20 protein-coding genes are annotated in these 19,775 nt (G+C 71.3%); 3 read left to right on the top strand and 17 right to left on the bottom strand.

The genetic code is table 11. From position 1 onward, the window contains the following. Positions 1 to 2 precede the first annotated feature (2 nt). Positions 3 to 848, top strand: coding sequence for a siderophore-interacting protein (locus tag ACFYM2_RS13330; RefSeq protein ID WP_359001023.1), 846 nt, complete (start codon positions 3 to 5; stop codon positions 846 to 848). 115 nt (positions 849 to 963) lie between these two features. On the opposite strand, the gene ACFYM2_RS13325 is transcribed toward ACFYM2_RS13330, so the two are convergent. From ACFYM2_RS13325 to ACFYM2_RS13315, 3 genes are all read right to left on the bottom strand, one after another. Then, on the bottom strand, positions 964 to 1,785 hold the full coding sequence (locus tag ACFYM2_RS13325; protein ID WP_359001026.1) for an ABC transporter permease: 822 nt from the start codon (positions 1,783 to 1,785) through the stop codon (positions 964 to 966). Beyond that, entirely contained in the window at positions 1,782 to 2,804 is a 1,023-nt protein-coding gene (locus tag ACFYM2_RS13320) for an ATP-binding cassette domain-containing protein (protein ID WP_359001029.1), read from the bottom strand. The genes ACFYM2_RS13325 and ACFYM2_RS13320 overlap by 4 nt, the downstream gene beginning before the upstream one ends. Positions 2,805 to 3,123: 319 nt before the next feature. Continuing rightward, positions 3,124 to 3,774, bottom strand: coding sequence for a PadR family transcriptional regulator (locus ACFYM2_RS13315; protein WP_388836235.1), 651 nt, complete (start codon positions 3,772 to 3,774; stop codon positions 3,124 to 3,126). 161 nt (positions 3,775 to 3,935) lie between these two features. On the opposite strand from ACFYM2_RS13315, the gene ACFYM2_RS13310 reads away from it, so the two are divergent. Then, entirely contained in the window at positions 3,936 to 4,922 is a 987-nt protein-coding gene (locus ACFYM2_RS13310; protein WP_388835968.1) for an ADP-ribosylglycohydrolase family protein, read from the top strand. Between the two features lie 21 nt (positions 4,923 to 4,943). On the opposite strand, the gene ACFYM2_RS13305 is transcribed toward ACFYM2_RS13310, so the two are convergent. The 13 genes from ACFYM2_RS13305 to ACFYM2_RS13245 form a co-directional block, all read right to left on the bottom strand. Beyond that, on the bottom strand, positions 4,944 to 5,573 hold the full coding sequence (locus ACFYM2_RS13305) for a TetR/AcrR family transcriptional regulator (protein ID WP_388835965.1): 630 nt from the start codon (positions 5,571 to 5,573) through the stop codon (positions 4,944 to 4,946). A 146-nt stretch (positions 5,574 to 5,719) separates the two neighbouring features. Continuing rightward, a complete protein-coding gene (locus ACFYM2_RS13300) occupies positions 5,720 to 8,548 on the bottom strand; it encodes a DEAD/DEAH box helicase (protein ID WP_359001037.1) in 2,829 nt (942 codons plus the stop codon). Between the two features lie 45 nt (positions 8,549 to 8,593). Beyond that, positions 8,594 to 9,340 (bottom strand): diacylglycerol kinase family protein, encoded by a 747-nt coding sequence (locus ACFYM2_RS13295; RefSeq protein ID WP_388835962.1) that lies wholly within the window; start codon positions 9,338 to 9,340, stop codon positions 8,594 to 8,596. 37 nt (positions 9,341 to 9,377) lie between these two features. Then, complete coding sequence (gene tatC, locus ACFYM2_RS13290) at positions 9,378 to 10,334, bottom strand: twin-arginine translocase subunit TatC (protein WP_359001040.1); 957 nt, start codon at positions 10,332 to 10,334, stop codon at positions 9,378 to 9,380. 73 nt (positions 10,335 to 10,407) lie between these two features. Next, positions 10,408 to 10,692 carry a Sec-independent protein translocase subunit TatA gene (gene tatA / locus ACFYM2_RS13285; RefSeq protein WP_359001042.1) on the bottom strand — a complete coding sequence of 95 codons (285 nt, stop codon included), beginning with the start codon at positions 10,690 to 10,692 and terminating at the stop codon, positions 10,408 to 10,410. Between the two features lie 211 nt (positions 10,693 to 10,903). Continuing rightward, entirely contained in the window at positions 10,904 to 11,101 is a 198-nt protein-coding gene (locus tag ACFYM2_RS13280; RefSeq protein WP_388458996.1) for a hypothetical protein, read from the bottom strand. 18 nt (positions 11,102 to 11,119) lie between these two features. After that, positions 11,120 to 11,383, bottom strand: coding sequence for a hypothetical protein (locus ACFYM2_RS13275; protein ID WP_359001047.1), 264 nt, complete (start codon positions 11,381 to 11,383; stop codon positions 11,120 to 11,122). A gap of 14 nt (positions 11,384 to 11,397) precedes the next feature. Further along, entirely contained in the window at positions 11,398 to 12,372 is a 975-nt protein-coding gene (locus ACFYM2_RS13270; protein ID WP_359001050.1) for a WYL domain-containing protein, read from the bottom strand. Positions 12,373 to 12,386: 14 nt separating this feature from the next. After that, on the bottom strand, positions 12,387 to 13,337 hold the full coding sequence (locus ACFYM2_RS13265) for a WYL domain-containing protein (RefSeq protein ID WP_359001053.1): 951 nt from the start codon (positions 13,335 to 13,337) through the stop codon (positions 12,387 to 12,389). A gap of 147 nt (positions 13,338 to 13,484) precedes the next feature. After that, positions 13,485 to 13,856 carry an FKBP-type peptidyl-prolyl cis-trans isomerase gene (locus ACFYM2_RS13260; protein ID WP_359001055.1) on the bottom strand — a complete coding sequence of 124 codons (372 nt, stop codon included), beginning with the start codon at positions 13,854 to 13,856 and terminating at the stop codon, positions 13,485 to 13,487. A 40-nt stretch (positions 13,857 to 13,896) separates the two neighbouring features. Continuing rightward, positions 13,897 to 14,910, bottom strand: coding sequence for an FKBP-type peptidyl-prolyl cis-trans isomerase (locus ACFYM2_RS13255; protein ID WP_359001058.1), 1,014 nt, complete (start codon positions 14,908 to 14,910; stop codon positions 13,897 to 13,899). A gap of 138 nt (positions 14,911 to 15,048) precedes the next feature. Next, entirely contained in the window at positions 15,049 to 16,410 is a 1,362-nt protein-coding gene (pafA, locus tag ACFYM2_RS13250) for a Pup--protein ligase (protein WP_328313841.1), read from the bottom strand. Positions 16,411 to 16,419: 9 nt separating this feature from the next. Next, positions 16,420 to 17,679 carry an MFS transporter gene (locus tag ACFYM2_RS13245; RefSeq protein WP_388835959.1) on the bottom strand — a complete coding sequence of 420 codons (1,260 nt, stop codon included), beginning with the start codon at positions 17,677 to 17,679 and terminating at the stop codon, positions 16,420 to 16,422. Positions 17,680 to 17,854: 175 nt separating this feature from the next. Here ACFYM2_RS13245 and ACFYM2_RS13240 point away from each other — a divergent pair, with 175 nt between their 5' ends. Beyond that, positions 17,855 to 18,877 carry a LacI family DNA-binding transcriptional regulator gene (locus tag ACFYM2_RS13240; RefSeq protein ID WP_388836232.1) on the top strand — a complete coding sequence of 341 codons (1,023 nt, stop codon included), beginning with the start codon at positions 17,855 to 17,857 and terminating at the stop codon, positions 18,875 to 18,877. A gap of 108 nt (positions 18,878 to 18,985) precedes the next feature. Here ACFYM2_RS13240 and prcA read toward each other — a convergent pair whose 3' ends face one another. After that, complete coding sequence (gene prcA, locus ACFYM2_RS13235) at positions 18,986 to 19,744, bottom strand: proteasome subunit alpha (RefSeq protein ID WP_359001063.1); 759 nt, start codon at positions 19,742 to 19,744, stop codon at positions 18,986 to 18,988. Positions 19,745 to 19,775: the final 31 nt, after the last annotated feature.

Raw genomic sequence — 19,775 nt, 5'->3', positions numbered from 1 at the left:
CTGTGGCAGAACGGCCGTCTCGCAAAGCACCGAAGATCAACGAGGCTCAGGTGGTGCGCACCGAGCGGATCACCCCGCACATGGTGCGCGTCGTGCTCGGCGGCGCCTCACTTGCCGGGCTCCCCGTGGGCGAGCACACCGACCACTACATCAAGCTGCTGTTCCCGGCCAAGGGCGTGAGCTACCCGGAGCCCTTCGACATGGAACGGATCCGCGCCGAGTTCCCGCGCGAGCAGTGGCCGAGCACCCGGGCGTACACGGTGCGCGCCTGGGACGCGGAGCGCGGCGAGCTGTCCGTCGACTTCGTGGTGCACGGCGACGAAGGTCTTGCCGGCCCGTGGGCGGCCGGGGTCGAGCCCGGCGAAACGGTCCGCTTCCTCGGCCCCGGCGGTGGCTACGCCCCGGACCCGGCGGCCGACTGGCATCTGCTCGCCGGTGACGAGAGCGCGCTGCCCGCGATCGCGGCGGCCATGGAGCGCATGCCGGCGGGCGCCGTGGTGCGCGCCTTCGTCGAGGTGTCGGGTCCCGAGGAGGAGCAGAAGATCACCACGCCGGACGGCGCCGAGGTGACCTGGCTGCACCGGGGCGAGGCGCCGGTCGGCTCGCGTCTGGTGGGCGCGGTGAAGGACCTGGAGTTCCCGGCCGGTGCCGTGCACGCCTTCGTACACGGCGAGGCGGGCTTCGTGAAGGAGCTGCGCGCCCTGCTCCGGGTCGAGCGGAACGTACCGCGCGAGCGCCTGTCCATCTCGGGCTACTGGCGCCTCGGCCAGGACGACGACGCCTGGCGCGCGACGAAGCGGGAGTGGAACGCGCAGGTGGAGCGCGAGCAGGAGGCCCCCGCCGCCTGAGGCGCATCCCCCACCTGAAGACCTACCCGAAGACCCCCGGCGTCTGCCCCGCCGGGGGTCTTCGCGTGCCCGGACCGCGCGCGGCACCGGTTACTACCGGGTCCGGGCGCAACCGTTACACCGACTTTTGATACGAGCGGAACGTACGGGTGGAGAGCCACACCGCCACGACCGCGAGGGCCAGGAGCGCACCGCCGCGACCGAGGACGAGAGACCAGTCGGGGTCGGCCGCCATGGCCGAACGGCCCGCCACCATGCCCCAGTTGAGGGGGTTGAAGTCGGCGATGTGCCGCATCCAGGACGGCATCTGGGCCGGCGCCATGAACGCCGATGACAGGAAGGTCAGCGGCAGCAGCAGGAAGGTGTTGATCCCGATGATCGACTCGCGCTGGCGGACCAGCATGCCGAGCGCGTTGGAGAAGGCGCCGAAGACCGTGCCGAGCAGGATCGCCGCGACCGCCAGAATGACCAGGCCGCCGAATCCGCCGGGGTAGTGGGCCCCGCCGAGCTTGCCGAGCAGCAGGATGATCACGGTCTGGACGGTGATGCTGATGCCGTTCTGGACGACGTTGGCGTTCATCAGGGCGGCGCGGCTGACCGGGGTGGTCAGGAACCGGTTGAGCGTGCCGCGCTCGATTTCCTCCAGGGTGCCCATGCCGGCCCACATGCTGGAGCCGAGCGCGCTCATCAAGACGATGCCGGGGACGAGGTAGTCCAGGTAGGAGGTGGTGCCGAAGCCGCCGAGCTGGACCACCTTCTTGAAGAGGTTGCCGAAGAGGAAGAGCCAGATCACCGGCTGGACGAGGGTGATCAGGAGATAGGCGGGCTGGCGGACGATCGCCATCAGCTGACGCTGCGTCATGTACCAGGTCTGGGCGAGGGCGTTGGAGCCCTTGAGGCCGGTGGCCGGGCCCGGGGCGGGGAGGTGGGTGGTCATCGCTGGTCTCCCGCGGTCGCGAGGGCGGGGGCTTCGGCTGCCGCCTCGGCCTCGGAGTAGCGGCGTCCGGCATAGCGCAGGTAGACGTCGTCGAGGGAGGGGCGGGCCACGGTCGCCGCGGCGACGGAGGCACCGGCCCGTTCGAGGGCGGCGAGCAGCACGGGCACGGCGGCCGCGCCGTCGTCGGCGCGGGCACTGACCCGGCGGCCGTCGATCAGCACCTCGTGGACGCCGGGCAGTCCGGTGAGGGCCCGGCGCAGCGGTGCGGGCCCGGTGGGTGAGCCGGTCACGGGCTCGCGCAGCTCCATGTGGACGGCGTCGCCGCGCAGTTCGCCCTTCAGCTCGTCGGGGGTGCCTTCGACGACGACCCGGCCCCGGTCGACGATCGCGATCCGCTCGGCCAGCCGGTCGGCCTCTTCGAGGTAGTGGGTGGTCAGCACGATGGTCAGGCCCTCGTCGCCGGCGAGGCGGGAGATCTCTTCCCACATGGCGGTGCGCGCCTCGGGGTCGAGCCCGGTGGTCGGCTCGTCGAGGAAGAGGACTTCGGGCCGGTGGACCAGGCCGAGCGCGACATCGAGGCGGCGCTGCATGCCGCCCGAGTACCCCTTGACCACGCGTTTGGCCGCGTCGGCCAGGTCGAAGCGCTCCAGGAGCTCGTCCACGCGGCGGCCCAGCGCCGCGCCGGTCAGGCCGTAGAGCCGGCCCTGGAGGCGCAGGTTCTCGCGGCCGGTGGCGACGGGGTCGGCGCCGGACTTCTGGGCCACCACGCCGATCGCCCGCCGGACCCGGTCGGGATGGCGCAGCACGTCGTGCCCGGCGACGCTCGCGGTGCCGCTGTCGGGCCGCGCGAGGGTGGTGAGGATCTTGACGGTGGTGGACTTGCCGGCGCCGTTGGGGCCGAGCAGCCCGAAGACCGTGCCGGGTTCGACGGTGAGGGCCATGCCGCCCAGGGCGGTGACATCACCGGGGTACGTCTTGATCAGGTTGCGCGCCTCTACTGCGGGCGCCCGGTTGCTCATGACAAGGCTCTCCTGTGGTGAGCGGGTCGGTCGGGATGACGGACCGATCCGCGTGAGGAGCGCCGGGCTATCCTTGGCGTGCCACACCCTCGATCGCCTGGCCTGCTCCGCGCGGGTCCGGTCCGGGGTCATGACCCCGGCGGGGGCTGCTGCAACAGCCCGTGCCGGGGTTTTTGTGTCGTGTCGATGAGGGTGTCCGCATACGGCCACGAGCGATGCGCGTGTGGCCGCCCCTCTGTATGCGGCCCCTCTGTGCGCGGCCGCGCGGTTCACGCGTCCGCGCCCGATGCCCCGCGCCGCTGTGGGCGCGGGCCGTCGGCTAGCCGTCGGTGTCGGCCTCCTCCAAACGCTCCCATTCCTCGGGCAGCCGTCCCGTGGCGTGCCAGGCGCGCCAGCCGTCGAGACCGTCCAGGGTGCCCTCGGCCATCTCCTTGAGAAAGCCGCGCACCCACTGGATCTCGGCGTCGACCATGTGGAGCTGGTACTCGGTCTCCACGAGCAGGACCCTCGGGATCGTCTCGGTCAGCTTGAGCAGCGCTCCCCTGAGCCCGGCGGCCCGTACCTCCATCGTGGAGACGCGCTGTTCGAGCAGGTCGGCGACGTCGTCGGGCGGGAGGATGCCCATGAGGCACAGCGCCGTCTCGAAGATGGGGAACTCGTGCACGGGCACCGCGACGATGTCCGCCATCCAGTCGAGCATTTCCTCGCGGCCCTCAGGGGTAAGGGCGTAGCGGGTGCGCTCGGGGCGGTTGCCTTCGCGCTGGACGTCGACCACCTCGACGAAGCCGTGCTTTTCGAGGTTCTGCACGACGGTGTAGAGCGATCCGTAGTTGATCTTGATGCTGTACTCCTTGCCGCGTCGGCGCAGAGTCTGGGCGATCTCGTACGGATGCATCGGCGACCGCTCGGCGAGCAGCACCAGCACGGCAAGCGCCAAGGGGTTGCGCAACTTGCGCCGGCCCACGGCCATCGTCATCACCTCACTTCCGAGCCCCGACGACCTCGTCCCCGAGTACTCGTGGCCGAACATATCGCGAGTGCACGGAGGGGTCAACCACGATGTATCGCGTATTTCGAGGACCCCGAGCAGACACCTCGGCACACCCCGACGCGGCGGATAGCCTGGCCGGCATGGACATCGACGAGGCGGGGGCCGGCTGGGCGCACCGCGCAGCGGGCCGGCCCGCCGGATGGGCGGACCGGGTCGAGGGGGCCGTGATCGGCTCGGCCGTGGGTGACGCGCTGGGCGCGCCGTTCGAGTTCGAACTGCCCGGGGTGTACGCGCGGCGCTTCCCCGACGGCGTCGGCTCGATGTGCGGGGGCGGCGGCTGGGAGCCGGGCGAGGCGACCGACGACACGCAGATGGCGGTCCTCGTCGCGGACTCGCTCCTGGCGTGCGGTGGCCTCGAACCGGCCGACATCTTCCGCCGCTTCACGCGCTGGGCGGCCTCGGACCCCAAGGACATCGGGCTCCAGACCGAGGCCGTTCTGACCAGCGGGGACCCCTGGGACCGCGCGGCCGCGCGGCACTTCGAGGGCAACGGGCATGCGGCGGGCAACGGTTCACTGATGCGGGCCACCACGGCCGCGGTCCACTTCGCCGGTGCCGGACGCTCGGCGACGATGGACGCGGCCCGCCGGATCGCCGCGCTCACCCATGGCGACCGGGCCGCGTGGGAGGGCACGGCGGTCTACCACGAGCTGATCCGCGTGGCGCTGGGCGGCATCGACCCCTTGACGGCCGTCCTGGACGCGCTGGCTGCCGTGCACCCCGAGCACCGGGCCCGCTGGGCGGTGGTCCTGGCACCCGACTGGCACCCCGACGACGCCACGGAGTTCAACGGGGCGGTCTGGCCCTGCCTGGGATCCGCACTGTGGGCGCTGCGCACGACGGACTCCTTCGAGGGGGCGCTGGCGGCGGCGATCGATCTGGGCGGGGACACCGACACGGTGGCTGCGGTGACTGGCGGACTCGCCGGCGCCCGCTACGGTGTGGGGGCCATCCCGGCGCGTTGGACGCGGGCACTGCACGTGCCGGTGCCGGGTTGCGGCGGGCGGGTTCTGCGTGCGGGTGAACTCGCGGTCGTGGCGCGGGAGTTGGCGGGTGCGGTGGCGTAGTGGGCGGGGCGGAGAGCGGCCTCAGGCGGTGCCCGCGATGCGCAACGCCGCTGCCGCGGTGGCCTCGGCGAAGACCGCGACCTCGCGGGCCGGCGCCGAGCGGTGGATGAGGATGACACCCTCGATCAGGCCGAACACCAGATCCGCACGCAGCGCCCGCTCGTCGGCGTCCAGCGCCGCGCAGGCCTCGGTCGCCGCGATCAGCTCGGCGTACGCGGCCTTCAACTCGGCCCGGGTCCGGTGGAACGCCGCGAAGCGCTCGGCCCGTACCTCGGGGAGCAGATACAGCGCGCCCAGGTTGTGCGGGCCGCCGCACAGCAGCTCCACGTCGAAACGGCACAGCGCGCGCAGGCGTTCACCGGCGCCGCGCGCGGAGTCGTCCAGGAGCCGGCGCGCCAGGTCGAGGGAGGGGGCCACCGTCGATTCGAGGAGTTCGGCGAGCAGGTCCTCCTTGCCGGCGAAGTAGTGGTACATCGTGGCCTGGCGAAGACCCGCGCGTTCCGCCACCATCCGGGTGGTCGTGGCGGCGTAACCGTGCCGGGTGAACAACTCGGCCGCCGCGCCCAGCAGTTCTTCCCGGGCGGCGAGACCGCTGTCCGGCCGCTGGATCGCCCGGGGCCGTCCGGCCCGTCGTCCCGTCATGGAGCTCATGCGGCCGATCGTCGCACACCCGGCCCACGCACCGGAGGGCGAGGTTCCGCCCCGCCGCGCGGCCGGGGCGGGCAGGCGAACGGCTCCCGTCGTGTCCGACGGGAGCCGTTGCCCCAAGAGCCGTACGCGGCGCGGGCCGCCGCGGCTCAGCCGACCGAGCTGTAGGCGACGACGCCGCGCAGCAACGCGTCGACCGCCTTGCGGGCGTTCTTGGCCACCGTGCTGTTCTCACGCGGGGCGGCCGCCGCGATCTGTCCGAGGACGTCGATGACCTGCTTGCACCAGCGCACGAAGTCACCGGCGGGCATGTCGGCCTCGCGCAGCACCTCGTCCAGGCCCTTGTCGCTGGCCCACTGGTAGGCGGCCCAGGCGAACCCGAAGTCGGGCTCGCGCTGACCCACGCCCTCCGCCTGGTTGATCTTGTGGTCCTCTTCGAGGGCGTCGAGCCGGCCCCAGATCCGTACCATCTCGCCGAGCGCGGCCTTGGCGTTGCCGGACGGCGTCTTGGGCGCGACCGCGTCGTCGGACTGACGGGCCTCATACACCAACGCCGAGACGCAGGCGGCCAGTTCGGCCGGGTTCAGGCCTTCCCACACCCGTGCGCGCAGGCATTCGCTGGCCAGCAGGTCGAGCTCGCCGTACAGCCGGGCCAGGCGCCTGCCGTGCTCGGTGACCTCCTCGTCCCGCAGGTAGTCGAGCTCGGTGAGCAGGGCCACGATGCGGTCGAAGGTGCGCGCGATGGTGTTGGTGCGCCCCTCGATGCGCTGCTCCAGCTGCTTGGTGTCGCGCTGGAGGCGGTAGTAGCGCTCGGCCCAGCGGGCGTGGTCCTCGCGCTCGTCGCAGCCGTGGCAGGGGTGGGCGCGCAGCGCGGTGCGAAGGCGGTTGATCTCCCGGTCGTCGGCCGCGTCCGAGCGGCCCTTGCGGTGCCGCTCGGGGACGATGTGCCCGGCCTTGGTGCGCAGCGCGGACGCGAGGTCGCGGCGGGACTGCGGGGAGCGCGCGTTGAACGACTTGGGCACCCGCATCCGCTCCAGGGCCGCCACCGGCACCGGGAAGTCGATCGAGGCGAGCCGCTTGACCTGCCGCTCGGCCGTCAGCACCAGCGGGCGCGGCCCGTCGTGCTGCTCGAAGCCCCGGTGCCCGTTGGTGCGGCCCGCCGGGATGCCGGGGTCGAGAACGAGGGCGAGACCCGCGAACTTGCCGGTCGGCACATGGATGATGTCGCCCGGCTTGAGCTTTTCCAGCGAGGCGGCGGCCGCCGCGCGGCGCTGGGCCGCGCCGTGCTTGGCGAGCTCGGTCTCGCGGTCCTTCAGGTCGCGCCGCATCCGCGCGTACTCCTCGAAGTCACCGAGGTGACAGCGCATGCCTTCCCGGTAACCCTCCAGGCCCTCCTCGTTGCGCTGGACCTGGCGCGAGATGCCGACGACCGACTTGTCGGCCTGGAACTGCGCGAAGGAGGTCTCCAGCAGTTCGCGCGAGCGGTGCCTGCCGAACTGCTGGACCAGGTTCACGGCCATGTTGTACGACGGCTTGAAGCTGGAGCGCAGCGGATAGGTGCGCGTGCCCGCGAGGCCCGCCAGGGCGTCCGGGTCCATGCCGCGCTGCCACAGCACCACCGCGTGGCCCTCGACGTCGATGCCGCGGCGCCCGGCGCGGCCGGTCAGCTGGGTGTACTCGCCGGGGGTGATGTCGGCGTGCTGCTCGCCGTTCCACTTGACCAGCTTCTCCAACACCACCGAACGCGCCGGCATGTTGATGCCGAGGGCCAGCGTCTCGGTGGCGAACACCGCCTTCACCAGGCCACGGACGAACAGCTCCTCCACGACCTCCTTGAAGGTGGGCAGCATGCCGGCGTGGTGGGCGGCGATGCCGCGCTCCAGGCCTTCGAGCCATTCGTAGTAGCCAAGGACGTGCAGGTCCTCGCCCGGGATGGAGGCGGTGCGCTCCTCGACGATCTCGCGGACCTTCTGGCGGCCCTCCTCGTCGTTGAGCCGCAGCCCCGCGTACATGCACTGCTGCACGGCGGCCTGGCAGGCGGCACGGCTGAAGATGAAGGTGATGGCCGGCAACAGGCCTTCGGCGTCGAGCCGTTCGATGACCTCGGGCCGGCCCGGCGTCCAGATCCGGGAGCGCTGACGGCGCTCGCGCTCGCGGTCGGCCTCGCGCACCATCTTGCCCCGGCGCCGCTCGCGCGGGTTGTACGTCTTCTGGTTCTCCAGGCGCGCCATGCGCAGCAGGTCGGGGTTGACCTCGCGCCGGGCGATGCCCCGGCCGCCGTGGTCGGACTCCTCCTCGAAGAGGTCGTACATCCGCCGTCCGGCCATGACGTGCTGCCACAGCGGCACGGGGCGGTGCTCGGAGACGATCACTTCGGTGTCGCCGCGCACGGTGTCCAGCCAGTCGCCGAACTCCTCGGCGTTGGAGACCGTCGCCGACAGGGACACCAGCGTGACGGACTCGGGGAGGTGGATGATCACCTCTTCCCAGACCGCGCCCCGGAAGCGGTCTGAGAGGTAGTGCACCTCGTCCATCACCACGTAGCCGAGGCCGATGAGGGCCTGGGAGCCCGCGTACAGCATGTTGCGCAGCACTTCGGTGGTCATGACGACCACCGGCGCGTCCGCGTTGACGCTGTTGTCGCCGGTCAGCAGGCCGACCTTGTCCGCGCCATAGCGCCGCGCCAGGTCGGCGTACTTCTGGTTGGACAGCGCCTTGATGGGCGTGGTGTAGAAGCATTTGCGGCCCTGCCCCAGGGCCAGGTGCACGGCGAACTCGCCGACGATGGTCTTGCCCGAGCCGGTCGGGGCGGCGACCAGCACGCCCTTTCCGGCTTCGAGCGCCTGGCAGGCCTCGATCTGGAAGGGGTCGAGATCGAAGTCGTACAGGTCACGGAAGGGTGCGAGCGCGGTGGCCTGCTCGGCGGCGCGGAGCCGGGCAGCTGCGTACGCTTCGGCTGGTGAGAGGTCCTCTGTCATCTTGTCTTCGAGCCTACCCGCCGCCTCTGACAGAGGTCGCGATCTTTATTGAAGGCCGGGTGCCGCGGCCTGCCGGCGGGGCGCCGGCAGAGGAGCCAATACCCGTACGGCGGCGCGTACACACTCCGCGGCGACCGGGAGCGGGCCGAGCCGTTCCCCGTCGGCGTATCCGCTGATGCCGGGCGCCGCGAGCGTGATCGAGGCGACGCGGTGCGTGGTGACATCGGGGTGACTCAGGTGAGTGCCCCGGTGGACGCGCGGGAAGACCTTGATCAGCGTCGCCCGTGAGCAGGCGCCGACGACCTTGAAGCGGCCGCCGGGCAGGCGCATCCGGTTGCCCCGGTCGTTGACCTTGGAGTCGAAGCCGCAGGCGAGGACGGTGGCGAACCAGCGCCCACCGACGCGGCCGAGGTCGATGTCCCGCGGCCGGGCGCTGTTGAGGGCCCGGGCGGCCACGTGTCCCGCGCGGGCGGGGTCGCGCAGGGGCAGGCCGAGGGCGCGGGCGAAGTCGTTGCCTGTGCCCGCTGCGATCACGCCGAGCGGGGTCGTGGTGCCGGCCGCGGTCTGGAGGGCGAGGTTGACCATGGCGTCCCCGCCGACGGCGACGAGCGCCCCCGTCCCGTCCTCGACGGCCCGGCGGGCCCGGCGCGGCGCGTCCCGGGCGTCCGCGCCGAGGACGGTGCGCACCTGGAAACCGGCGGCCCGCAACGCCGAAGCGGCCGGCTGCGCGGCGTGCGCGCCCCGGCCGCGTCCCGCGGTGGGATCGACGAAGAGGGTGATCTCGCCGGTCACCCGCCGGACCTTACAAGCTCCGGCGGGCCCGTCAAGATCAGGTGACGTCGTCGTATCCGCTGAGCCTGCTGCCCCGGCCGCCGTCGGACTGCTCGGGCAGCGCGGGGGGCGAGGTGACGGGCTCGATGGCGCCGACGTCCTCGGGGGTGAGGTCGAGGTCGGACGCCTCGTCGTCGGCGGGCCCGGATTCCGCGCGCTCCCTGCGCCGCTTGTCGTTCAGCAGGGAGATGCCGACGGCGACGAAGTACAGGGCGACGATCGGAGCGGCGAGCGAGAGCATCGAGACCGGGTCGACGGTCGGCGTCGCGAAGGCCGCGAACACGGTGACCCCCATGATCATTCCGCGCCACCAGCCCAGCATCCGGCGGCCGGTGAGAATGCCGCTGAAGTTGAGCATGACGAGGAACAACGGCAGCTCGAAGGAGAGGCCGAAGACGATGATCATGCGGGTGACGAGGTCGATGAGCTCGTTGAGGGGCAGCAGGTTGGCCACGCCCTCGGGGGTGAAGCCCAGCAGCACCTCGGCGGCCGCCGGCAGCACGTTGTACGAGAACCAGCCACCGGCCAGGAAGAGCGGGAAGCCCGCCGCCACGAAGCTCAGCGAGTACCGCTTCTCGTGCTTGTGCAGCCCGGGCGAGACGAACGCCCACAGCTGGTAGAGCCAGACCGGGCTGGCCGCGACCACGCCCGTCACCATGGACACCTTGATCATCAGCGTGAACGGCCCCATGAGGCCGGACATCGTGATGTTGCCGCAGACCTTGGCGCCGTCCTTCTCGGTGAGCTTGGTGAACGGCACCGTGCAGTCCACGGCCTCCTTGATCGGCTTGGTGATCAGCTCGGCGATGTCCTTGTAGTAGAACGCCGCCACGATCGCGCAGACCAGGATCGCGAGCACCGACTTCGCGAGCCGGTTGCGCAGCTCACGAAGGTGGTCCGAGAGCGGCATCCGGCCCTCGGGGTCCCTCTGTTGTTTGCGGGCAGACTTGAGCAACCCACGTCCTCATCTCGTGCGGCAGGTCGCTCTGGTCACACCGGAGGTGAACAGCGCCTGCTGGGACCCGGTGTCAGCGCTTGGTGGTGTCCGTCGGCTCGGCCACCGGGCGCGCGCTGCTCACGTCGCCGGGCGCCGACTGGATGGTGCGCTGGGCCGGCGGCTGCTCGCCCGGGACCGGCGGGTCGGCCGGAGCGGTCTGCTGGCCTTCGGACTTCATGGCCTTGGCCTCGCTCTTGAGGATGCGGGCCGACTTGCCGAGCGAGCGCGCCATGTCCGGGAGCTTCTTCGCGCCGAACAGCAGGACGACGACGATCAGGATGAGAATGATCTCGGGGGCGCCGAGCCTTCCGAACATAAGCGTTTACCTTCTCACCGAGGCTGCGGGGGTGGGAGCTGCTGGGGGCCGCCGGACGGGTGTCCGGACGCCTTACGTGCAGCGATCGTAACGCGCAAGGGTGAACGGCGGGCAATCCCCGTGCGCACTCCCGTTTGCGGACCGTGCCTCGCTATCCGGGCCGCGATGTGCAGCGTACCGCCCCGAAACGGACGACATCGGGGCGCACTGTTCATCCCAGCGTTTCCCCGGCGCCCGCGAGGTCCACGGCCGCGCGTTCCAGGTCCTCGGCGGCGCGGTTGATCTTCCGTGTGGTGTCGGCCACCTGGCGGCCGAGCCGCTGGGCCTCGACGAACACCCTGATGGCCAGGGCGCCGAGGACGGCGATCCCGAGGAAACCGAGGGCGATGGCGGTCATCGGCCAGAACATGGTGGGGGTCCCGGAGGTCTAGGCGGTGGTGTGCAGGCGCAGCGTACGGACGCCGCCGCCGGTCAGGAGCTCGATGATGCGCTCACCGGCCGGCTTGCGGACGGCCGTGCCGCACTCGGGGCAGGTGAAGGAGTAGAAGGTGGTACGGCGGCTCGCGCCGATCGCCAGCCGCAACGCGGGGGCGCCCAGCTCGAAGCGGCCCCGGCACTGAGGGCAGGCCGCCTTGAAGAGCACCGGGATCACCGGACGGGAGACACCGGGCAGTACCGACAGGTTCGACACGTTCCGCGCTCTCCTCAGCTCCGGTGGTCGGGCGTGGGCTGTTCCTCGTAACCGGCCAGCGCCTCGGTGGCCGCGCGCCGGGCACTTATGGCCAGGTCGTGCGGCGAGACGATCCGGCCGTCCTGGCCGAGCCGCAGCGCGAGCCGGCGCAGCGAGGCAGGGTCCGGCGTGCGCAGCGTGATCCGCAGGCCTCCGTCGGGCAGCTCCTGCGCGCTGTCGTGCGGGTAGTACTCCGCGACCCAGCGACCGCCCGGGCCGACCTCTACGACGACCTCGGGGTCCTCGGCCGACGGCTGGACGAGCCCTTCGGACAGGTCGCGCAGTTCCAGCTCGGGCGGCGCGGAGGCCTCGTCGAGCAGCCGGATCTCGGCGACCCGGTCCAGACGGAAGGTGCGCCGCGCCTCGGAGAGACGGCACCACGCCTCCATGTAGGTGTGGCCCACGGCGAAGAGCCGGATCGGGTCGACCTCGCGCTCGGTGAGCTCGTCACGGGCCGGCGAGTAGTACTTCACCCACAGCCGGCGCCGCTCGGAGATCGCCCGGTCCACCTCGGCGAAGACGCCGCCCTCGGATTCGAAGGTGACCGAGAGCCGGGAGCTGGCGCCCGCGGTCTCACCGGCCGCGGTCTCCAGCTTGGCGGTGGCGCGAAGCAGCGCCTGCCGGTCGCCCTCGCGCAGGCCCGGCAGGGTGGAGACGGCCCGGGCGGCCACCAGCAGCGCGGTCGCCTCGTCGGCGGCGAGCCTGAGCGGGGCCGCGACGTCGTCGGGGTTGTGCCACCAGATGCGGTCGCCGTCGGTGTCGATGTCCAGCAGGTCGCCGCCCCGGAAGCTCGTGCCGCACATGGGCAGCACGTCCAGGTCGGAGATCAGTTCGTCCTCGGTGATGCCGAAGGCGCGGGCGACATCGGCGACGTGGGCGCCGGGGCGCTCGCGCAGATACGTCACCAGCGACAGCATCCGCCGTGTCTGGTCGATGGCATTGGCAGCCATGATCGCGGTCCCCCTCAGCCCTTGGCCACGGCGCGCAGCCGCTCGATCACGTCGGCCCGCAGATCGGCCGGTTCCAGCACGACCACGTCGGGGCCGAACTCCACGAGGTGGGCGTCGAGCCCGTGCCCGTACGGAATCTCCAACTCCGCCCACCCGTCGCCGAGTTCCCGCACCGAGGTGGCCCGCGCCCGCAGCGGATAGCCGGCGCCGGAGCGCAGCCGGATCCGCGCCGAGCGCGTCGCGGTCTCCCCCGCCCAGCTCTCGACCGTCTCGCGTACGGTCACGACGTCCGGCACGGGCGCGGTGAACGCCCCGGCACGCGAGCGGACCTTGCCCGAGATGCGGCTGAGCCGGAAGACCCGCTCGGCGCCCCGGTCGCGGTCCCAGCCGGCCAGATACCAGTGGCCGCGCCAGCACTCAAGACCCCAGGGCTCGACGTGGCGCGTCTCGGGGCGTACGGCGGTGACCTTGCGGTAGTCGAAGATCACCGGGCGCCGGTCGCGGCAGGCCAGCATCAACGGCTCGAAGGCGCTCTCGTGGACCGGGATGCGCGGTTCGATGGCGCTGTGCTCATAGGGGTTGTCGGCCTCCGGCATGCCGGCGGCGCGCAGTTTCTGGAGCGCTCCGCTGGCCGCACCCGCGAGCCTGGCCTGCTGCCAGACCCGGGCGGCGAGCCCGAGGGCGGCGGCCTCCTCGGCGTCGAGCTGGACCGGGGGCAGCCGGTTGCTGTCGCGGCGGGCGAGGTAGCCGGTCTCGCCGTCCAGGTTCTCGACGGTCTCGATGACCAGGCCGAGCTCCCGCAGATCGTCCTTGTCCCGCTCGAACATCCGGTTGAAGGAGTCGTCGGAACCGGCTTCCAGATAGGCCTCGATGGACTCGCGCAGCTCCCGCTTGCTGAGTGCGCGCCGTGTCCCGAGCAGACACAGCGCCAGGTTCATCAGCCGCTCGGCCTTGGCAATCGCCATCGATGCCCTACGCCCTCTCGTGTTGTGCGCTACGACCGTTGACCGTACCGCTCCGGGCTGTCCGGGCAAAAGCCGAGGGCCCATGCCCGCAGGCATGGACCCTCGCTCCGATCAGGTCCCATCACTCGGGACCGCTCGGGGTGTTCCTCAGACGGCGACCAGGTCGCAGACGAAGATCAGCGTCTCGCCCGGGGCGATGGCGCCACCGGCACCGCGGTCGCCGTAGGCGAGGTGGGCGGGGATGGTCAGCCGGCGGCGGCCGCCGACCTTCATGCCCTGGATGCCCTTGTCCCAGCCCTCGATGACCTGACCGGCACCCAGCTTGAACTCCAGCGGGTTGCCGCGGTTCCAGGAGGCGTCGAACTCCTCGCCGGTGGAGAAGGCCACGCCCACGTAGTGGACCTTGACGAAGTCGCCGGCCTTGGCGACGGCGCCGTCGCCCTCCCAGATCTCCTTGATCTCGAGGTCCGCCGGCGGCTCGCCCTCGGGGAAGTCGATCTCGGGCTTGTCGATGCTCACGTAATGCTCCTACTGATCTCTATGGGCAACCGGGACAGTCTTACACTGCTCCGAGGATGTCCACGACGAAGACCAGGGTCGAGTTCGCGGGGATGTCCGCTCCCTGGGCCTTGTCCTTGTAGCCCTGCTCCGGCGGGATGACCAGCAGGACGCGGCTGCCGACCTTCTTGCCGACCAGGCCCTTGTCCCAGCCCTCGATGACCTGGCCCTGGCCGATCGTCGTCGTGAACGGGGCGCCGGTCTTCCAGGACGTGTCGAACAGCTTCGCCTGCGGCAGGCCCTCGTTGGGCTTCCAGGTGGCGCCGCTGTACTGCATGTAGACGGTCTGGCCGCTCTTGACCTCGTCGCCCTTGCCCTCGATGAGGACCTGGTCGACGAGCTTCTTCGGCGGATCGTTCTTGGGCACCGTGATCGTGGCGGCCTCCTCCTTGTCCGCCTTGATCTGCGGCAGGTCCGAGGGGATGGCCGCCTGGGTGCCGTCGACCTTCTTCGGCATCACACTGTCGACGTCGAGGACGAAGACCAGGGTGTCGGTGCCGCTCACCCCGAGCTCCTGCTTGCCCGCGGCGCCGAACGCGGCGGACGGCGGGGCGACGACCAGGACACGGGCGCCGATCTTCTGACCGAGCACCGCCTCACTGAACGCGGGGATGTAGGTCGCCGAGCCCGCCGGGATGACCTGGGGGGCGCCGCCCTGGTCGTAGGAGCCGGACAGCTCCTTGCCGCTCTTCCAGATCTTCCCGGTGTACTTGGTGACCGCCAGGTCGTCCTTCTTGACCTCCGCGCCGGTGCCCGCCGTCAGCGTCTTGACGACGAACTTCCCGCTCGGGTCGCCCTTCGGGATGGTGATCGTGGGCTTCTTGCCCGCGTCACCGGCGACGGTGGGCATCGGCGCGGCCTCGGACACCGGCTTGGGGGCGGCGGGCGGCTGCGACGCCTGCGCGGAGGGGGAAGCGGACGCGTCCTTCTTCTTCCCCCCGTCGTCACCCCCTCCACAAGCCGCGGTGAGCATCAAGGCCGGCACGATGAGCGCGGCAGCAAGTCGGCGTCGCACAGTGGTCCTCGGGGGTAGCTGGAATGGTCGGAGCGGCCACTCTACGGCCCGGACCGGCCACCACAAGGGTGCGGCATGCCCGGGGGCCCCGTGCGCCACAGCGCGCGGGGCCCCCGGAACACGGCCGCCGAGGCCGCCTCACATACCGGCGATCAGCTTCTCCACCCGGTCGTCCACCGATCGGAAGGGGTCCTTGCACAACACGGTGCGCTGCGCCTGGTCGTTGAGCTTCAGATGCACCCAGTCGACCGTGAAGTCGCGCCGCTGTTCCTGCGCGCGGCGGATGAAGTCGCCGCGCAGCCGGGCCCGAGTGGTCTGCGGGGGCACCGACTTGCCCTCGAAGATCTTCAGGTCGTCACAGATGCGCGCCGCCTGGCCCTTGCGCTCCAGCAGGTAGTACAGACCCCGCCGACGGTGGATGTCGTGGTAGGCGAGGTCTATCTGCGCGACCCGGGGATGCGACATGGTCATGTTGTTCTTGGCCCGGTACCGCTCGATCAGCTTGTACTTCATGACCCAGTCGATCTCGGTGCCGATCCGGTCCAGGTCCTCGGCCTCGATGGCGTCCAGCGTGCGGCCCCACAGCTCCAGTACCTGGGCCACGGTGCCGGTGCGGATGCCGCGGTGCTCCACGAAGTCCACGGCCTTCTCGTAGTACTCGCGCTGCACTTCGAGGGCGGAGGCCTCGCGCCCGCTGGCCAGACGCACCTTGCGCTGGCCCGTGATGTCGTGGGAGACCTCGCGGATGGCCCGGATCGGGTTCTCCAGGGTGAGGTCGCGCATGACGGTGCCGGCTTCGATCATGCGCAGCACGAGGTCGGTGGCGCCGACCTTGAGCAGCATGGTCGTCTCCGACATGTTGGAGTCGCCCACGATGACATGCAGACGCCGGTAGCGCTCGGCGTCCGCGTGCGGCTCGTCCCGGGTGTTGATGATCGGGCGCGAGCGGGTGGTGGCGGAGCTGACGCCCTCCCAGATGTGCTCCGCGCGCTGGCTCACGCAGTAGACCGCGCCGCGCGGGGTCTGGAGCACCTTGCCGGCGCCGCAGATCAGCTGACGGGTCACCAGGAAGGGGATGAGGATGTCCGCGAGCCGGGAGAACTCTCCGTGCCGGGCCACCAGATAGTTCTCGTGGCAGCCGTAGGAGTTTCCCGCCGAATCGGTGTTGTTCTTGAAGAGATAGACGTCGCCCGCGATTCCCTCCTCGTGCAGGCGGCGTTCGGCGTCGACGAGCAGGCCTTCGAGAATGCGCTCACCGGCTTTGTCGTGGGTGACCAGTTCGGTCACGTTGTCGCATTCGGGCGTTGCGTATTCCGGATGCGATCCCACGTCGAGGTAGAGGCGGGCGCCGTTCCGCAGAAAGACATTGCTGCTGCGGCCCCATGACACGACTCGGCGGAAGAGGTAGCGCGCCACTTCGTCAGGAGACAGTCGGCGCTGTCCCCTGAACGTGCACGTGACGCCGTACTCGTTCTCCAGCCCGAAAATGCGGCGGTCCATGAGGGAACATTACGCCTGATGGCCTGAGCTGAAACCGGGTTCGACGGCACGGTTTTGATCATTTTCGTCAAGTCCGGCGACATCGCGCCGACGCCCGGGCGCCGCGAGGACCTTGTGTGTCGCGAGCAGCACCACCAACGCCGCCACTCCGCCGCCCCCCGCGACCGCGAAACCCGCTCCCGTTCCGCCGAGTTCGAGCGCGGGACCCGCCGCCGCCGTACCGATCGCGGTGCCCACCCCGAAGGCCGTCACCAGCCAGGAGAAGGCCTCGGTGACCGTGCCGCGCGGCGCGTGGCGGTCCACCGCGATGAACGCGCAGGCGATGCAGGGCGCGAGGAACACGCCGGAGAGGACGGTGAGCGCGACCATCGCGGGCAGGCCCGGGACCAGGGCCAGCGGCAGATAGCCCACCGCGAGCAGCGCCACCAGGACCCGCAGCCGCTTCTCGGGCGCCCCGCTCCACTGCCGCGCGCCATAGGCGAGGCCGCCGAGCAGCGCGCCGAGGCCGTTGGCGGCCATCAGCCAGCCGTAGACCGAGTCGCTGCCCTGGTCGTCGCCGTAGGCGGACGCGGCCACGATGATGGCGCCGAGCGCCAGGCCGACGAAGAAGAACGAGCCGAGCAGCGCGAGCAGGCCTGGCGAGCGCAGCGCGCCCAGCCAGTGCGCCTCGCGCGGCGCCGAGCGCCAGGTCCTGGACGGCTCGGACAGGACGACGCTGAGGGCGCCGAGGACCCCGAGCGCGTTGATCAGGAGCAGCGCGGTGGCGGGTGACCACAGGGCTATGGAGACGGTGACGAGCAGCGGGCCGACGGTGAACATCACCTCCTGGGCTATCGCGTCCATGGCGTACGCGGTGTGCACCTGGCCCTCGCCCCCGAGGACGCTGGGCCACAGGGCCCGCAGACCGCCCTCCAGGGGCGGGGTGGCGATCCCGGCCACCAGCACGGCCGCGTACGCCAGGAACACGGGACGGATGCCGACGACGGCGAGCATGGCCATGCCGAGGGCGGAGAGGACGGAGGCGGGGAGCATCACGCGCGGCTGCCCGTACAGGTCCACGGCGCGCCCGAGCAGCGGCTGGCCCACGGCCGTCGCCACCCCGTACACGGCGGTCAGGGCGCCCGCAAGCGAGTAGCCGCCGCCCTCGGCGCGCACGAAGAAGACGACCGCGATGGCGGCGGTCGCGTTGGGCAGCCGGCCCGTCAGCGTGCCCGCGAGCAGCCGCGCGGCATGCCGGGTCCGAAGGATCTGCGCGTACCCCGCCGCCATGGCCACTCCTCACGTGTTACGTATAACGTCCGGGGTCATACGTACCATGTGGCGCGTGGACGGGTCCACCCCACCCGCCCCGACCAGCCGCTTTGGAGGACGCGTGACAAGGCCGGACGAACCGGAAACCGCAGCGGTGGCGCCCCGGGCAGGAGTACGCGCCGCCCGCGCCGCCCTGTCCGGCCGCCCCGCCGGCACCCGCCCCACCAGCCGCGACGTCGCCGGCGCCGCAGGCGTCTCCCAGGCCACCGTCTCACTCGTCCTGGGAGACAAATGGCGCGGCCGGGTCTCCGAACGCACCGCGGACCTGGTCCGCGAAGCCGCCCGGGAACTCGGCTACCGCCCCAACCTCGCCGCCCGCAGCCTCCGGCTCGGCCGCACCCGCACAGCACTCCTCGTCGTCCCCGCCATGACCAGCGAATTCTTCGCCCAGGTCTACGCCGGCGCGGCCAAGGTCGCCGCCGAACACGGCTTCGGCGTGGTCCTCTACCCCTCCCCCGAAGGCATCGGCCCCGCCCGCGACCCCTTCGACTCCGCGCGCACCGCACTCGACGGCGTCATCGCCTCCTCCATGGCCGCCGACGCCCTCGCCTCCATCCGCGGCAGCGACCTGCCCCTCGTCATGCTCGACAGCGACCCCGCCGAGCCCGGACCGGCCGCCCACGTGAACCTCGACATCGCCGACGGCGTACGCCGCCTGACCGCGCACCTGCTCGACCTCGGACACCGCCGGATCACCCACCTCGCCGCCGACGTGGACTCCTGGACCTTCGTCGTACGCGCCAAGGCCCTGGCCCAGGCGCTCGCCGGCGTCCCGGACGCCGAGCTGCACACCATCCGGGCCCCCCTCAGCGTCGCCGGCGGACACCGGGCCGCGCACCAGGCCCTGAACTCCCCCGGCCCCCGCCCCACCGCCCTGGTCTGCGACGACGACTTCCTCGCCGCCGGCGCCTGCAAAGCCGCCCACCGGCTCGGCCTGCGCATCCCCGACGACATCTCCGTCACCGGCTTCGACGGCCTCACCCTCGCCACCGCCCTGGAACCCGAACTGACCACACTGGCCCTGCCCGCCGAACAGGTCGGCGCACGCGGCATGGCGGCGCTCCTCGCCGTCCTCGAAGGCCGCCCGCCCGAGACCGGCGACCTGCCCGTCGCCCTGGCCGTACGGGGCTCAACGGCCGCGCCCCGGCCCGCCTGAGGCGGAACCGGGGCACGAAAGGAACCGAAGCACGAAAGGAACCCGAGGCACGAAAGGAACCCGGGCGCCCACGGGCCAGGGGCGCTCAGAGCCGGAAGGGACGGCGCACTACTCGTCCTCCGTCTCCTCCAGATCCGAAGGGGCCTCCGTGGGCTCGGTCTTGGCCACATCGGCCTGCAACAGCCGGGAGAGCTGCCGGCCCACGATGCGCTTGAACTTCCGCTTCTGCGGCCGCGTCCGGTCCAGGACCGCCACCTCAAGACGCTCGGCCGGAATCTCCCGGTCGGAACCGTTGGACTGACTGGACAGCGCCTGCACCGCCAGCATCAACGCCTCAGCGAGCGACATGCCCTCCTGATGACGCTGGTCGAGGAAGGTGGAGATCTGCTCCGCATTGCCGCCCACCGCGACCGAACCGTGCTCGTCCACGATCGAGCCGTCGTGCGGCAGCCGGTAGATCTGATCCTCTTCGGGCGTGCTCCCGACCTCCGCGACGACCAGCTCCACCTCGTACGGCTTCTCGCCGACGCTGGAGAAGATGGTGCCCAGCGTCTGCGCGTAGACGTTGGCCAGCCCACGGGCCGTCACATCGTCACGGTCGTAGGTGTATCCCCGCAGATCCGCGTACCGGACGCCGCCGATGCGCAGGTTCTCGTACTCGTTGTACTTGCCGGCCGCCGCGAAGCCGATCCGGTCGTAGATCTCGCTGAACTTGTGCAGCGCGCGGGACGGATTCTCACCGACGAACACGATGCCGTCGGCGTACTGGATCACAACCAGGCTGCGGCCGCGGGCGATGCCCTTGCGGGCGTACTCCGCACGGTCGGCCATGGCCTGCTGGGGTGAGACATAGAACGGGGTCGACACCGGCTAACCGTCCCTTTCTGTCAGTGGCTGG

Origin of the sequence: Streptomyces sp. NPDC006711 (assembly GCF_042869775.1) — a bacterium.
Classification (GTDB): Bacteria; Actinomycetota; Actinomycetes; order Streptomycetales; family Streptomycetaceae; genus Streptomyces.
Note: the sequence above shows the minus strand (reverse complement) of the source record. Positions and strands in the feature narration are given on the sequence as shown.